The following is a 16,200-nucleotide window of genomic DNA, read 5'->3' as shown; positions in this document are numbered from 1 at the left end:
GGAGTCACCCGTCGCATTCCGGCGACTGCGCGCCGGACGTTCGCTGTTTGCGCGGCCTATTTTGGCATCTTCATTCCCCGTTCCAGCTGCTGCCACAAATTGCGGACCGCTGGCGTCATACGACGCCCGGCGCGGCAGATCAGCTGGCTGGGAAAGCCGCTGGCGATCGGATGATCAATCGGAATTACCACTACCTGTGGACCATCAATAGGGTGGCGCGTAGCATCGCTGGACATAAACGCCACCCCCAACCCGGCAGCGGCGATGGCCTGCGCGGCAGCAAACATATTGCAGCGGTAAGAGGGAGAGAGATGCACTTGCTCGGTCTGAGCCAGAACGTTCAGATAGCGCTGCACGCCAAAGTGATCCGACATAAAAATAAGGCGATGATGCTTTAGCTCCTGCACCGTTACGCTTTTTTTTGCCGCCAGCGGGTGCCGCGGGCTGACGACGGCAGACAGCGGCGCACCGCGAAACGAGCGGACTTTTACCATCAAATCCACTTCATCAACCCCGGTGCATAACCCCATATCAACCTGGCCTTCACGCACCATTTCAACTATTTCGACCGTCGAACCACAGCGCACATCCACCACAATATCCGGGTAATGCTCGCTGAAGTCACGCAGCGCGCGCCCTAACAGCCTGGCGATAAAGCCTTCGCCGACGCCAATGGCAATATGACCACGCTTGAGCTGACGAAACTCCTGCAGCTGCATCACCAGCTCCTGCTGACGCTTTAAACGCTCGCGGTAAAAATCCACCAGATGAAGACCGATTTCCGTCAGGGCAATTCCCCGGCCCAGACGCTCAATCAGTACCATATCCAGTTTTTTTTCCAGCTGCGCTAACTGCCTGCTGACGGCTGATGCGTTAACGCCGATCTTATCTGCCGCCGCCCGCACGCCGCCGCTGATCGCCACTTCATACAGATAGCGTAACTGCCGTTCATCAACCTCATTAACAAAGCTGTGCATGCTCATCGCGTTTACATCTGACTGTTGATCTAAAAGCAACACAATAGCATGAAGATGTTATGTAAGCAGTATGAGGACGATGGTAGACTCGAAAATCCCTGTTATTTAAAATCATCGTAATTTTATGAAAAATAAAGATAATTATCCTTCGCTGGCTGATACAAAACCGCTGGCGGCAGAGCTGGCCACTTTGCGACATCATCTCCATCAATATCCCGAACTCTCCAATGAGGAGGCCAACACCGCGACGCTGGTTGCCGAAAAACTCGCTGAGTGGGGTTATGAGGTAACCACCGGCATCGGCGGTCATGGCGTCATCGGTACCTTACGCGCAGGCGATGGTCAACGCAGCCTGGGGCTGCGCGCGGACATGGACGCACTGCCCATTGAGGAAGTGCCGGGCAGGGCATATTGCAGTCAGAACCCTGGCGTGATGCACGCCTGCGGTCATGATGGCCATACGACGATGCTGCTAGGCGCGGCTAAATATCTGGCGCAGACCCGTAACTTTTCCGGAACGCTGAATCTCATATTCCAGCCAGCGGAAGAAACCGGGACCAACAGCGGCGCCGAACGGATGATTGCCGAAGGTTTATTCGAGCGTTTCCCGTGCGATGCGATTTTTGGCATGCATAACCATCCCGGTTACCCCAGTGGCACCATGATGTTTCGCAGCGGTCCGTTTATGGCGGCCTGCGACACCATCGCCATCACGCTGCACGGTAAAGGCGGGCACGCCGCGCGACCGCACCTGGCCGCCGATCCGCTGGTGGCAGCAGGCAGTCTGGTCGGCGCGTTACAAACGGTGGTGTCACGCAATATCGATCCCACGGCGGCGGCCGTCGTCACGATTGGCTCGCTGCATAGCGGGCACGCCGCTAACGTCATTCCGGAAAGCGCCCGCATGGAGCTCAGCGTACGCTCGTTCGATCCGGCAGTCAGAGCGCGGCTAAAAGAACGGATCTGCGAGCTGGCGCAGCATCATGCCGCCGGCTACGGCGTGCAGGCTGAAGTGTCAATCGTAACGGGCTATCCGGTATTGACCAATCACCCGGATGAGACTGAATTTGCCCGTCAGGTAGCCGAAGAGCTGCTCGGCGCAGATCGGGTTGTATCACCGTTACCCGTTATTGCCGGAAGCGAAGATTTTGCCTACTACCTGCAACAGCGCCCCGGATGCTTTATGCGTATAGGTAATGGCGACAGCGCCATGCTACACAACGCCGGATACGATTTTAACGATGACAATCTGACGGTGGGCGCCGCCTACTGGGCGCGTCTGACCGAACGTTATCTGGCTGAATAAAAGAATAAAAATAAAGCGTCACGCTAAGGCGAATGACGTTTCTTAAGATAGGACAGACAGGAGACCTGCGTATGCAGATGGCGAATACCTCTACCTCGCAGCGGAAAATCATTTTCGCTGCGGTTTTCGGCAACTTACTGGAGTTTTATGATTTTACCGTTTACAGCTATTTTGCCCTGGCGATCAGTAAGCAGTTTTTCCCCAGCCATGATGCGGTAACCTCTACGCTGCTGGCCTTTTCCGCTTTCGCAATCGGCTTTGTGGCACGCCCGCTGGGAGGCCTTATTCTCGGTTATTACGCCGACAGAAAAGGGCGGCGATCGGCGCTTTCGCTCACCATTATGTTAATGGCGCTGGGTGCGGCAATGATCGGACTGGCGCCGAATTACGCCACTATCGGCGTGGCGGCGCCGGCGCTGATCGTGCTGGCCCGCGTGATTCAGGGTTTTGCGCAGGGGGGTGAATTCGGCGCCGCAACCGCAACCTTGCTGGAAACCGGTTCCGATGCCAGCCGCGGCTTTCGCGCCAGCTGGCAGCTGGCCAGCCAGGGCGCGGCAGCCCTGCTGGGAGCCGGGGTAGCGACAACCCTGACGTTTAGCCTGTCGACAGAAGCGCTAAACGACTGGGGATGGCGGATCCCATTCCTGCTGGGCACGCTGATTGTGCCGGTCGGGATCTACCTGCGACGTCATATCGTTGATGAACCGCAGGAAGCGAAACCAAAGGGCAGTCGACTGTTTGAAACGCGCCACGTTATCAACTGGTTTCTGACGGTATTTTCGATTATGGGTATGTCGGTTTCCAGTTACATCATGATCTATTACCTGCCGACCTATAGCATTCAACAACTGGGATTACCGGAAAAGTTGTCAATCATGGTGGCGCTGGCAACCAGCGTTATTTCCTTCGTGATGTGCCCCATTTATGGCGCCTGGTCTGATAAGCTGCGCAAACGCAAGCCGCTAGCGATAATTGGTCGACTGATGCTGTTGGTCTTGCTGTATCCGGCATTCTGGGTGATGACGCATTTTCCCAATCTGCCAGCGGTGATGTCGGCGATGATTGTGCTGATGGTGTTCTATACCATGGGATCGGCGCCGGCCTATGCCTTAATGCCGGAAAGCTTCCCGCGCCGCATCCGGGCCAGCTATATGGCCAGCGCCTACGCCGTTGCAGTTTCAGTATTCGGCGGCACCGCACAGCTGGTTGCCGCATGGCTTATCGACGCGACCGGCAGCAAAATGGCGCCAGCCTGGTACATGATAGCCTGCGTATTGATTTCATTGCTGGCAATCAGCTTCTTTGAGGAAACCGGCGATAAAGCGCTGGAATAATAGGGCTTTTAAGGCCGGCTTATTGTGTAAGGCGGCCTTAAAATCATATAGTAGTGACAACTTATTCATTAAAGCGCTAAATAAACAGAGATAAAAATGAAATTTGGGTTTCTCCCGGCGTTGGCACTCTGTCTGACATTTTCCTCACAGGCGGCATCCCCCATACAGTTTAAGCCTGCAATACTCAATGCTGCGTTGTTATTCAACCACGATCCCAGTACCGGACCGGTTAAACACAGCCTGCAATGGATAAGAAGCAGTGCAGGGGAGTTAAAGCTGATGACCGAGGTATGGTATGACCGGAACGGCTGTTTTACCCGAATAAATATGGTAGATAAAATTAACCATACCGAGTTTCGTATCGTGAATCAGAATGGCATTTTGTCATCAAGAAAAGGCCAGCATATTGCCGGTAAGGTTAATCAGCACTGCCAGATTACCGAGCTGGACAATGAAAGCGGTAAATATAATCTTAGCTACAATGCTCAGGGCCTTTTAGAAACGGTGAGAAAACGTGATAGCAATGAGATGACTCAGCGCTATGAATATCGCCTCGGACAATTCCCGGTGCGCATTCGCGATTATCAGCAGCAAACGGATAACGTTATCGCTTATCCGGCAGGCAATCCGCAGTTCGTGGATTTCAAGTCTGCCTTGACGGCAGGCAAATTCACCCTCTGGTTAAAACAGAGCTGTAGCTATCAAAAGGAGGGTAACGCCGGCCTTTGCTCACTGATCACTGCCTATGACGAGGATTACCGACTTGGTGCGCAGGTTGCGTTTTCAAACCACCAAACGGAGTATTACTGAGTTTTCTGCTTTGCCGGTTTAATTGCCGCGGCCAATTTTTTAACTTACCTTATATCAGGAGTGAACGATGAACGATAAGAAAATGATTTCCATCGATCAATTTAGCACTGAAGAGCGACGTGAAGTCGAGGAGTTGTTCAACAGCCTGATACAGAAGTTTCGCCAGCGAACCGGTAAAGAGCCTGACAGCAAAAAAGAAAAAGAGCTGACCGCCGACGCTCGTCAGCAGGTCATGAACATAAAGCTGGCGAAAGAGAAAGAACAGGCCGCAGCCAGGGCCAAAAGTAAAACGCCGAAAAAGAGAAAACCAGAGTCGCTCAAAGAGAGCGAAGTAACCGGTTTCAACTGGTCAGCATCGGTGGTGAAAGGCAGAAGATAGAAAAAGGGAAGCTGGCATTGGCGTTTCCATCAGGGAACGCCAATGCCGCAGTGAGAGAAACGACAATGGGATACGCAGGAGAAGACGGCTGGGCACTATGTGAGTCACCAAAGGGAAGTGGCCTGAGTAATGAAGAGAACGACAATGAACTGATATAATCAATTTAACTTATGTTGGGCAAAAACGGAAGTGACCATAGATCCTAACCATGAATAGTAGTGTGACAGATCCTTTAATGGTGAACTGCAACGATAGATGATGTATGAAAATGCAGTTTTTGTCGTATTTTTAATCTGAAACCCATTTTTCAGGCGCACTGAGCCAGCTCAGGCATCCGAAGCCATTGCTTTTTCTCCATTCCACGCAGCCTTTCCGACAGTAATTCCACCGCATGCGTTCCTGCCTGAGCGCCGGCAAAACGCAGCCTGTCGCCGCACAGGATGCATTTGTACGGATCCGTGCCCAGGAAGCCCTTCATCAGCACCGCGCCCCCGGTTTCTCCGGCTTTTCCGCGCCTGCATCTGCAGGGCTTCATACACCAGAGGCTGCAGCGATCCCCGTTTGCGGTTGGCCAGAAACCCGGAGTAGCGCACCATCTTAAAGTGCCATGCCGGCGCGTGGTGCAGGCGGGACCCGGCTTCCGGGATTTAATCTGCTGACACTGGTAGTAAATAACGTCCCGTTTAAGGACGGAGTACAGGTCCACGAAACATCAAGCCTGATTGCTCCGTACACCAGATTTGACAATAACTCACCGTTTCATAAGCGCACACACAGCCCGGCAACTGCATCAATATTTCCCAGCAACTCACCTTTCATGAATAACACTCATAATGAGGACCATCTTACTAAAAGCGAAAAATTTAACATCCATATGATATATCATGGAAATATAAATAAAAATACGATTTTAAATATATTTAACACTGCAAATAATAATAAAAATAATAATGTAATTCTTTGGTTAGATGAGGAAGCAAAAAAATCATGTGCCTGCTTAGAGCAGATAGCACCAAGTTTAAAAATAAGAGACTCCCGTGAGCTTAGAGAGATAAAATCGACGGAAGAGGGGGATGCCTTTTCAAACATTCGCAGAATTTACTCAGAAATAGATGAGATCCAGGATGGAAAGGAGAAAGGTAAATGCTTCTCTGATTTGGGCAGGCTGGTTGCAGTATATAATTATGGAGGGTTATACTTAGATACAGATGTGATTGTTAACGAAGAGTTATCAAAAAATAATTTTTTTTCTGATTGCGATTTTAAAACACATCTATCTGTATCCAATTCTAAAGTAGAGACCGATTTTTATGACGCGTTTGGAATTAAAAATGCATGTGATAATGACCTGGGAGAAGTTTTAAAAGAATTATGCTCTGATTACAGGGATGGGTATGTTGATGCAAAAAAATGCGGGGACCTGGTTCGCATACGAGAACTCATCCAACTCAAACTTAAAGATACTTTAGATGAGGATAAAATATTAGATATAATTTCTACTGAAATTATAGATGAAGATACCATAAATATGATAGAGCATATAAGTATTTCTGGCGGGATGAATAATGATATCGAGTTTACTGATATGAATGAATCTATCCGCGCCCCCAGTGAATATTTAATTAACACTTACAACGAGGCCATAAAAGAAAATATAAAAAACCAGAAAATAAGTATTGTATCTGCGGAAAGAAAAATTACAGGAGAAACAAATGATAATAATATTGTACATCTAACGGACCGTTCAGCAAATCTGAAAATAAACCAGACGGATAGCAAAAGACCTCAGGAAACTTCTCATGGAAGTTCAGGCAGTATTGATGAATACGGCCCGCCGCAAGCAGCTAAAGCCAGCAAAAATAAATATAGTCATACTTTTTTCATCCCGACGGAACCTCCTTCTGAACAGTTAGCCCGCAGTCTGACTGCCGAAAATTGTTCGCTGATTTATTATGTATCCAGCGACATGCTCAGTCTGCTGTCATTGCCTCCTGAAGCTGCATTAGAAAAACTTATGAAAACAAATGAAATAGGATATGAGTTCCTCAGCAAACTTTCATTTGACATCAAAACCCCTGACGGAATAAAAATCAATGAAGCTTTCCTTCATTTTATGATCGGGCTGGTTGATGACATCAGGTCACCGGCGCATCTAAAAGATATGGCGCTGGTTCTTCGATCTCCGAATAAACAAGGATCTACTTTCGAACAGTTTGTGAGATCTATATTTTCTTCAAAAAAGGAAGGATATTACGATCGGATTTTAAGAGAAAAAGCGTTAGCGCCTTTACTTAAAAAATTAGTTGATAAATTAATTCACGAGTCTGTTACTGTTTACGGAAGTGAAAGTAATCCGGTAACTGAGTTGCTTAATAAAATTCGCAAAAAAATGCCAGAGGCTCCTTTGCTATCAGAGCCTTATTCATTGGGCAGGGATGATATAAAGGAAATTATGCAAGCTATGAGTAATAAATCATGGAATGCTGCAAAAGAAATTGCTTTGGAAAAACACAGGAAGGAAGAAATAAGAAAAAAACAGAAAAAAATATTCAAAGAGATTAACAATAAATTAATAAAATACAATCTCCTCGTCCCGTCTTATATGGAAAATCATGTATTCCCTGCGCATCTTTTTAAAGTGGACAGCGTGAAAGAAGTGTCTGTAAGCAATATGATAAATTTAATGAAGGAAAATGGACTGTATATTTTAAACATCAGTGAAGATAAGAGGGAAACAGAAGTAACAATAAAAAAAGCATTAAAAACAGATAAGGCAGGTAGAATCATAAGTGAATCAATTGAAAAATCAAAGATATTTGGACAAATTGACAAAGATAAAGCAATTAAAATAGCAAGAGAGAAATTAACTGAACATATATTAACCGATCCTTTTTTCATTAAGAAAATAAATGAAATAACAGAGTGCTTCACAAACCTTGAGAAGTTACGGAGTGAAGAAATCGCCAGGCCAGACGATATGCCTCTCATTAACGAAGATGCAAAAAAACAGATTGATAAAGTTTTAGTGACAAAGATTGAAGACCAGGCGCAAAAGGATATTCAGAAAGCTCTGCAGGAGCAGGCAGAAAAAGATATTACCGAGAAAGCCACAGAAGAGATCAGGGCACAGGCAGAAAAAGATATTACCGAGAAAGCCACAGAAGAGATCAGGGCACAGGCAGGCAAAGTGATTACCGAGAAAGCCACAGAAGAGATCAGGGCACAGGCAGGCAAAGTGATTGCCGAGAAAGCCACAGAAGAGATCAGGGCACAGGCAGGCAAAGTGATTGCCGAGAAAGCCACAGAAGAGATCAGGGTACAGGCACGCAAAGAGATCGACAAAAAAACAACAGAGATAGTAACGGAGATCATTAGCCCTCACGTAATGCAGAAGTTAGATGAGATTACAAAAGTTGTTGAAGGGTTGCACTTTGCAGATTTAGTAGAAGAAATTGAGGCGCTGGAGGTACCGAAACATGAACCGGCACAGAGTTCATCCTCAAAAAAACGAGGAGTGAAAGTACGCAACCGCGAGCGGATAGCCGAAGGGATTGATGATAAAGGCAGACCCTTTTTTGGTAATGGGAGCGACTGAGGGGTTCTGTCGCATTAAGTATATTAGTCGCGACTTGATCTGACGCAGGACCTTGCAAGATTGAGAGTTACCGGTTTTGATATGGGTGTCCAATCTTTAAACAAAACACGAGGTAACTCTCATGCTTCATACTGACAATCCCATCATTAAACACAAAGCCGTCCTGCTCAATCTCGCCGAAGAACTTGGTAACGTATCAAAAGCCAGTAAGATTATGGGCGTGTCACGCGATACCTTTTATCGCTATCAGGAACTGGCGGCAGAACCACGCTGCGCCATTATCGACATCGACGGGATAATGCAGGCGTTTAAAGGCTTTTTTGATCAGAGGCATCGTTTGGCAACATCAAAAAACAGTACGTTACCCGGCGACATTTTAATGCGAAAGAACCGATCAGTTTACCACTACCGGATATTTGCAACAGTGACCTGTTAAACTGGGCGATGGATACGATAGACTGAAGCGCGGATACTGTTTGAGGTCTACGCTTAACAATTGCCATCAGGTAACGGGAGCAACGAATGAAATTAAGATGGTATGACCTGTGGGCCTTATTTATGGTCGTCGCTGCCGGAAATGGACAGGCAGCGCAAACCAGGCCTCTGCCGGATCTACAGATACGGGTCGTGTTGTCACCGGATGCTCGCCAGACGCTGGCGCAGGGGAAGGAAGGCATTACTGTTGCCGCCAGCTGGTATGGAGAACCCAATATCCGACACCAGTCTGCCGCGGACGAATCAGGCCAGATCGATATGGGGCAATCAGAACTTAACCTGTCGTCCGAAGGCGGCACGGTGCGCTTTACGCCAGCAGCTATCAACAGTAAGCGGCTAAGCTGGCTTAAAGAGGGTGTGCGGGTTAACGTGAATGTCTATTCAGCTCGCCGCCACTGGACTGATAATATCCTCAACTGCGGGATGGCCGACGGCCCCCTGACCGAACTGACTCGTAAGCCCGTGACACTGCACTGTTCGTTAAGCTCGTTGATTAGTGAACCAGCCGCCGGTCGGCCGGAGAACCACTAACCGTATAGAATTCTCAGGATCAGGTAAATCGCAATCCGGGGTTTTGTCGCATTCATATAAATGATTATTTTTGAATCCGCGATCCGTTTACGCATGTAATCCCGGTGTTTGTCCAGCAGAGAAAAGGCTTTTGGCCGTGGAGAATAGACCGGCTGCAACTGTCTGGATTTCAGGTATTTGTGAACGGTGTTGTGGAAGATGCCAAGCTGAGAGGCGATGCCTCTGATGCTCATTCTCTGTTTATGCAGAATATGAATTTCCATAACGATCTTAAAAGTAACCATAAGCTCTCCCTTTCAGAGAGAGCAGCTTAACCCCTGGGTCAAATTTCAACTGCCGGGATGGGTCACTTTCGTGGGTCTTCCGCAACCTGGGTGGAAGAAAAACAATTAAACTTATTCGATCGGCATTGACATTTTTTAATACGACAGAGCCAACCGCAGCGGTTCAGTTCCGTTTTTTGAAAGACATTTCATAAAACAAAGAGTTATATAGCTATTTTCCATTAGAACACACAATTCATAATGAAGATAACTGGTAATAGCGTTACTAATATAAAGGTAACTACAAATACAACTACAAAAATCAACTCAATCGTGGATAAGCAACCATTCACAGCTTACATAAAAAAGGTGAAAAATAATTTCATCCAAGAAAATTCACATAATAACAAGGAAACCGCTCCTGCATCGCAAATATCATGTAGTCAGAGACACCCTCCTGAATTACGGGAAGAAAAAAATGGGCTACCATCGGAAACGTCCAGTCACGATCAGGTTGCACAGATACGAGCCTATCAGATACTTAACGACACATTTAGACGCTACCTGCAAGAGCGTGGAGATCAGGTCATTTCCAATTCCGGAATGGGGAACAATTGCGCAATTTATGCACTGATTCAGCCGATAAGGTCTGATCTGCACTCTGAGGCACTGGACAACGAGGTCGCCCGGATACGTCAAGAGTACGACTCCCGGAATCCGCAGGAACAGGGAAACAAGTTGTTTTTCGATTCAGGTTCAGGGGGGGCCGCGTCTTTGCTGATTGAAATTGTAAATCAGCGCTACAATGTGAACGCCGAAGTTACGATGATCTCAGCAGGACTGGAAGAGGCTCATCCTGAAGTAGTTCAGGGAACCTACAGAGCTCCCGGCAGAGGCTTCCCAACTCACAGACTCATAGTCTGGGATCAGCAGGGACACTACGAAGCCGTTATACGACCCTCCTGTACGGCCCTTCAGACTCAGCAACCGGCCTCTACCAGTAAAGCACTACCGACACGTACACCGCCTTCCCGCAGTGAGCAGCGTTCATCAGGCAGACACCGAGTTATATCAACTTCATGCGATCCGATACTCTTCAGCCTGTCAGAGATATTGCAGGACATCAGCACTTTTCCTGTTGACGAAAAAGCGGTTGCATTGGCCGGCTCAATGGGACTGGCCGTACTGGACAAGTACGGAAGTCAGTTGCCTCTTTTCTTAAATGAAGAGGGAAATACGTCATTTACACAACTGCAAGAGTACATGCCAGGACAGTCGAGAAACAAGACGCAGAAGGCCCAGGAACACGCAGCCGCTCTTATTGTGACGTTGATGGCAACACAGTCTTTCGGTCTGCCGGCTGAAAACAGGAATGAACCGACCCCTTCATGGCAGTCTGCGTTGCTAAGACTCTGGGCCCACCTGTCGGTAGCGGATAGCAAAAGCGTGCCGTCTGCCAGGAGGGCCACTAAAGAAATGACTCTTGCAGACACAAGAACCGCGGAGACTGATGATCTGTCTCATATCACCCTGCCGCGACCATATAAAACGAAAATGTATCCTGAGGTTGACAGGAAGGATGTGGCTGGTCGACCAGGATCCGGCAATCGTGTTCGTACCGGGGAGGCTGTGGGATTACCTGAAGAGCACGAAAATATCATACGTTTTACGGGGACACAGGACGTATCAGTTCCCTCATCAACTGACAGACCCGAAAGCACGCTGCTGCTTCCTCTGACTGCAGTGGCGGTTCCTCTGGCATCAACCTACATGCAGGCTCTAAAAAGCAAGGAGGTAGTACTAGGGGGGATTGGGCTGGTGACCATTGCAGGCATGGCAGCAGTTAACTGGATAAAGGGAAAAACCTTTTTAGGAAGTGACAGCTCTGTAGATACCGTCCAGGTGAAAAAAACCGATAGCGCCGTTGATGATAACACATCGCCAGCTTACCCGGAGCACTTGCAGCAGGCGCTCCTGGAGGCAGACAGATACTTAGTCCCCGCCCTGCTAGATGGAGCTGATAACTCAAAGGTACTGAGGGGAAAGTGGGTTTTAAACGCCGGAATACAGGTGGCATTGAATATAAACCAGGGAGAAAAACTGGCCGGGAAAACCTTCATTTTTACAGTAAAAAGCGCTGGCGAGGCTGAATTGAATTTTTCCTATTCGTGTAAAAAAAGAGATGACAGGCACTGGAGCAGTTACCGGTGGCTGCAGGATGTGGCTCAACGCGTCAATGATGATCGACTGGGTTTTGCTGTGGGGGAGAGAGTAGGGGATGCTCTGACGCCCTTGGCATCACTATACCGTAACCGTATCTGGGTACCTCTCGGCAGGGACGGAAAAGAGATGTACAGTGTGTCCTGGAAAATCGCAACCCGGAAAGAGATAAAAAATGAGCAAGAGCCATTACTCGGGGCCCCCCGGACTCTGACTAATTCCTCGCGCCTGGTAACACAACTCCCCCCTGACATGTACTCGACTGGTATGCCCGTCTCTATCAAACTCGGCGATTCTACGAAACCTTCTGGTGTTAACAGTTCATCTGTCCCTGAAGTGCCCGCATTTTCGGAGGGCTCAGTTCAAAAACTTTCGCCAGTAGGTGAAACCTCAGATACAACAGTCAATATGCCGGAAACAGTATACTGGACCGGAACCAGTCAAATCCCCCTCACACGGATTGCAGGTATTGGACTCCTTTCTCCTCAGGAGCAAAGCACTCTGAAAGAAATTCTGGATGCGCAGAGGGTAATCATTGAGGGATTGATGACATTAAACCCAGAGACATTTATTAATGACTCTATTGCAACTGTCCTAAATAACACCATGTTAAGTAGCAACTCAACAATAATAGCTACGGTCGGTGTTGTCAGATACTACTGGATACTTCTGTCTCGTGAACTTGAAGTGGAAATGACACCAAGAGATTTGGCGACAGGAAAAATGGAACAAAAGTTTAAAGCGAAGGAGGAAAGTAGCTCCCTGATAAATCCGAGAAGTTTTTTTGTACGTTTTCTTTCCCCTGAGGATAGCAAGTTCTATCTGACTACTATTTATAACGAGGATGGCAGCAGGCTACCGAAGAATACAGGAGATAACTTGCTGAAGTTAAGAGATGACATTCCTTCATTTTATCAAAAAAAAGTTAGTGCCGTTTTTGAAGAGGCGGCGTTTTCCAGAGCATTTACTCTATCTGAGTCAAGCAAACTGGCAGGGCTGGCAAGGCGGGCCAGTGAAGAGTTTACGGGGCTCCCGGAGCAGGACCGCAACGCTTTGCTTGATTATGCTTCAGGTAATTCCATAATGGCTCAAATCATCACCGCAGATGGAGATCCCCTTTACGGGTTATTGGTTTTTAATATGTCGAATGGAGACAAGCTGTTTATTTCTTCTCAGGACGTAAAAAAGCCATTCTGGTTAGTGAAGGATGGAGAATGGAGGGTGCCGCGTCTGCAATATGTGCCGAAGGTATTAATAAATGACGACAGATTTAAGGCGTGGATTACTCTGCATCTGTCTACGAGGCAGATTCGACAGGTTGTTGGAGTCGATAAATATGGGGAAAGAATCATCCAGTTTGCGCATCTTACTGATCCGACCAATAAGATTTATTTAGATGGAGCTGTTATAGCTATAGACGCCACACGTTATGGGCTTAGTGGATCGGTCGCTAAGCTTAAGGACATTCTGGCACGTCATCATACCATTGCGCTTGACGACCAAATCATCACAACCACTGAAATGAAAAAAAGCCAGTGGAATCGCTTCAAAATGGAAATGTTTTTCGGTTTTTTAGAAATGGGGATCACTCCATGTTTCAGGATTCTTCGGGCTGGTCGTGGAGCTTTCCGATTGCTTAACATTGGGGGAAAGGAGGTTATAGAAGAAGTCATTTCATCTCTACCAGAGTCACTTTACAGCAGTTATGTAAATGACGACTCAGATCTGGGGACAAATATATTAAATAACATGATGTATGGCTCATTATTCAGTACTGGGATGAGCGGTAGCAGAAAAATAGCAAAGACTTTCAGTGAGTGGAGGCAACGTTACCGTGGTGTCAATGTGCAAAATGGCAAAGTGCCCTCCCGCGAGGTCATGATTCATCGTGCTAAATCACCATATTCAGAGAACCTTGCCGGACATATTACACCTGAAATGTATGCGGATAAGGTTGCTGAAGGGCAACTGCAGCGCATGGGAAGGGGTTATTTCGAAGACCCACAGGGTAACATGTACTTGCATGTGGGCAGTTCAAATTATGTTCAGTTGAAAAGCCTTAGTGGGCCGGATTCAGGTCGTTTTCGCATCGTTGACAGAGACGGCAGGACCTGCTTACTACTCCGGTATGATAATAATCAATTTCGCATAGAGAACCTGAGAGAACGTCTGGGTGTTATCCGACAGATCGGCCTGTCCGGTCGTGGAAAAGGCCCTGCCACTCAAAAACCGCAAGCTATTGATATCATAGCCTCTTTGCCGGGAGAATCAGCATTGAGTGCCCACGCCCTCCTTAATAAATATAAACTACCGCAGGATGGTGTGTTCAGTGATATAGCATTTGCAAAATATTATGCAGAAAATAATGCACCTCCATCCTGGGGCCGCCATTATGAGACCCGTCCCCTTGTGGTCGTTTCGCCGGAGAAAACTATTGCTTCTGTTACCCGTATACCGCTGACAGAAGAAGACGGTATCGTTTCTTTACCTACGGTGACAGAACTGAAGCTCGGTGCGGAAGTGGGGTCAGGTAAATTCAGTACTGTATCCGTGGATGCGTCCGATGACCGCTTTGTCATAAAACCATTGCCAGCTACAGCCAACAATCTCCGGACCAGATATGGTAAAGCGGCTTACCTGAAATCAGCACGGCAAGAAGCCCGCTCATTTGAGCAATATTACGGTACCGGTTCAGCGGAGTTGTATCAAGCTCCGGGCGGTGAACTTTACATACGCCAGCAGCGTGTTCCGGGCATCCCGCTTCACAAAATCTCAGGAAAAATATTGCCTGAAGATTCCGTGGCCCGTTATGAAACTATGGAACAGACGCTTTCTGAGCACAACATCATGCCTAATGACCTGAATTCAGGGAACGTATTGTGGGATGCGGACAGCCAGTCCTTCTACCCCGTGGATCTTGATGATTACACAGAAATCTACCTGGGTATTGAAAAAAAAATCCGAGGAGAAGGTACCGCTGCCAGCCAGCGTACACAGGAAGCTGTTGAAAAGGCGAAGCGCGACAAGGCAACCGATGATCTCAGGATGCAGGAAGTGAGGGAAACTAATATCCGTATCATCCGGGAACATCTGGCTCCGGTATCCGCCCAAGGCAGACAGGGTGGGAATACAATGCCATTGGGGGGAAGCATAGAAAAATCCTCGACACTTAAACTAGTGCAGGAGACTCCCCCCGATCCCTACGTGAGTCAGCGCCCAGCGGGTAACGACGAGATATTTTCATTAAAAATTGACGATGGGAAGTACTCTCTCACTTCCAAAGAAGCCAGTCCACAAACGGTAGTGCCACAGGGCAGTTACGAATTTGTTATTCTTCCCCAAAATCCTAATGAAATTTTATGCTTGAGATCTAGATATATAGTGGAGTTTGGTTTTGGTCACACATCTGCCACAAAGAGAGGTCCCGTCATATTTGCTGGTGAGGCGCACTTCAACGCTGGGATATTAATGTCCTGGGACAATAAAAGTGGACACTACAAACTACCAGCCGTTATGGCGCAGACACAACTGTTGCCAGAGGCACAGCGCTTGCTTCCCATGGAAAAATACACCCCTATATCCGCAAGGTGATCTATACGACCAACGCCATAGAGTCGCCGAACTATATCGTTAGTATTACAGCGCGCTCAGACCGCATGAATATAACGGTGGGTTACCACCAAACGAATCGGAAAACCGATACTGGAAAAACTCTAAAACCGTGGCCAGTTTTTGTTGACCGCTTCAATAGTAAAGAAAAGAGAAAGTGAATGGGCCGTTTTGCTGGGATGCTTACAGACCAACGTTGTGGCGTAAATCAGTGGATGTTATTGAAGGCAGGGCGGCTTCGCCGCATGCAACAGCAGAAGGCAGACAAACGCTTGGATAATTGTAAAGCATAACGTGAAAGCTCTTCTGGGGTGCCATCCATATAACGAGGGGAAACGTAAGTATTGATCAGATAGTTAATAAAACGGCAGACTGCATGTACATGATTAATCTTCAGTCGCCGGTTTGGAGCAACGCTCAACTGGTCGAGTACATACATCTGAGACATCCTCAGAGAAAAACGCAAGATAAAGGGGGAACTTAACCCTATGGTTTTATGCAAACCGTCCAGGTTCTTGAAGTAAGTTAACAATCAATGTTATTTAACATAATATACATTATGCGCACCAATGCGCATGTAGATGAAATGTGCCGCGATTCGTTGACACTGGTCGTCAACTGACTACTATCGATGATGATTCTACGTTACCCGTTTCTCCAGACGAACCAGAATCAAATGCA

The 16,200-nt window shown here is 47.6% G+C and carries 8 protein-coding genes and 3 pseudogenes; 8 read left to right on the top strand and 3 right to left on the bottom strand.

The window, feature by feature from the left end; translation table 11 throughout:
* Positions 1-56: 56 nt before the first annotated feature.
* Complete coding sequence (locus BTJ39_RS03375; protein WP_078001266.1) at positions 57-983, bottom strand: LysR family transcriptional regulator; 927 nt, start codon at positions 981-983, stop codon at positions 57-59.
* 118 nt (positions 984-1,101) lie between these two features.
* On the opposite strand from BTJ39_RS03375, the gene BTJ39_RS03370 reads away from it, so the two are divergent.
* From BTJ39_RS03370 to BTJ39_RS03355, 4 genes are all read left to right on the top strand, one after another.
* Entirely contained in the window at positions 1,102-2,283 is a 1,182-nt protein-coding gene (locus tag BTJ39_RS03370) for a M20 aminoacylase family protein (RefSeq protein WP_078001265.1), read from the top strand.
* Positions 2,284-2,354: 71 nt separating this feature from the next.
* Positions 2,355-3,617 (top strand): MFS transporter, encoded by a 1,263-nt coding sequence (locus BTJ39_RS03365; RefSeq protein WP_241825864.1) that lies wholly within the window; start codon positions 2,355-2,357, stop codon positions 3,615-3,617.
* A 96-nt stretch (positions 3,618-3,713) separates the two neighbouring features.
* Positions 3,714-4,427 carry a YnfC family lipoprotein gene (locus tag BTJ39_RS03360; protein WP_078001263.1) on the top strand — a complete coding sequence of 238 codons (714 nt, stop codon included), beginning with the start codon at positions 3,714-3,716 and terminating at the stop codon, positions 4,425-4,427.
* A 67-nt stretch (positions 4,428-4,494) separates the two neighbouring features.
* Entirely contained in the window at positions 4,495-4,806 is a 312-nt protein-coding gene (locus tag BTJ39_RS03355) for a hypothetical protein (RefSeq protein WP_078001262.1), read from the top strand.
* A 307-nt stretch (positions 4,807-5,113) separates the two neighbouring features.
* Here the strand turns inward: BTJ39_RS03355 and BTJ39_RS25380 are convergent.
* Positions 5,114-5,426: pseudogene (locus tag BTJ39_RS25380) on the bottom strand (IS91 family transposase); the annotation flags it as partial.
* 197 nt (positions 5,427-5,623) lie between these two features.
* On the opposite strand from BTJ39_RS25380, the gene BTJ39_RS03345 reads away from it, so the two are divergent.
* The 4 genes and pseudogenes from BTJ39_RS03345 (at position 5,624) to BTJ39_RS03325 (ending at position 15,501) form a co-directional block, all read left to right on the top strand.
* Positions 5,624-8,401: a glycosyltransferase gene (locus BTJ39_RS03345; RefSeq protein WP_176110201.1), complete on the top strand. Its 2,778-nt coding sequence runs from the start codon at positions 5,624-5,626 to the stop codon at positions 8,399-8,401.
* Between the two features lie 121 nt (positions 8,402-8,522).
* A pseudogene (locus BTJ39_RS03340) lies at positions 8,523-8,657 on the top strand (helix-turn-helix domain-containing protein); the annotation flags it as partial.
* A gap of 266 nt (positions 8,658-8,923) precedes the next feature.
* Positions 8,924-9,427, top strand: coding sequence for a hypothetical protein (locus BTJ39_RS03335; RefSeq protein WP_078001259.1), 504 nt, complete (start codon positions 8,924-8,926; stop codon positions 9,425-9,427).
* Positions 9,428-9,951: 524 nt separating this feature from the next.
* A complete protein-coding gene (locus BTJ39_RS03325; RefSeq protein WP_139356302.1) occupies positions 9,952-15,501 on the top strand; it encodes an OspG family effector kinase in 5,550 nt (1,849 codons plus the stop codon).
* 280 nt (positions 15,502-15,781) lie between these two features.
* Here BTJ39_RS03325 and BTJ39_RS25070 read toward each other — a convergent pair.
* A pseudogene (locus BTJ39_RS25070) lies at positions 15,782-15,967 on the bottom strand (hypothetical protein); the annotation flags it as partial.
* Positions 15,968-16,200: the final 233 nt, after the last annotated feature.

The sequence above is a fragment of the Izhakiella australiensis genome (genome assembly GCF_002006995.1).
Classification (GTDB): domain Bacteria; phylum Pseudomonadota; class Gammaproteobacteria; order Enterobacterales; family Enterobacteriaceae; genus Izhakiella; species Izhakiella australiensis.
This window is presented reverse-complemented; position numbering and strand designations above follow the sequence as displayed.

What these genes read in the sequence shown, in the direction of transcription:
- BTJ39_RS03375 (WP_078001266.1), bottom strand. Translation starts at nt 983, where the DNA reads ATGAGCATGCACAGCTTTGTTAATGAGGTTGATGAACGGCAGTTACGC.
- BTJ39_RS03370 (WP_078001265.1), top strand. Translation starts at nt 1,102, where the DNA reads ATGAAAAATAAAGATAATTATCCTTCGCTGGCTGATACAAAACCGCTG.
- BTJ39_RS03325 (WP_139356302.1), top strand. Translation starts at nt 9,952, where the DNA reads ATGAAGATAACTGGTAATAGCGTTACTAATATAAAGGTAACTACAAAT.
- BTJ39_RS03365 (WP_241825864.1), top strand. Translation starts at nt 2,355, where the DNA reads ATGCAGATGGCGAATACCTCTACCTCGCAGCGGAAAATCATTTTCGCT.
- BTJ39_RS03360 (WP_078001263.1), top strand. Translation starts at nt 3,714, where the DNA reads ATGAAATTTGGGTTTCTCCCGGCGTTGGCACTCTGTCTGACATTTTCC.
- BTJ39_RS03345 (WP_176110201.1), top strand. Translation starts at nt 5,624, where the DNA reads ATGAATAACACTCATAATGAGGACCATCTTACTAAAAGCGAAAAATTT.
- BTJ39_RS03335 (WP_078001259.1), top strand. Translation starts at nt 8,924, where the DNA reads ATGAAATTAAGATGGTATGACCTGTGGGCCTTATTTATGGTCGTCGCT.
- BTJ39_RS03355 (WP_078001262.1), top strand. Translation starts at nt 4,495, where the DNA reads ATGAACGATAAGAAAATGATTTCCATCGATCAATTTAGCACTGAAGAG.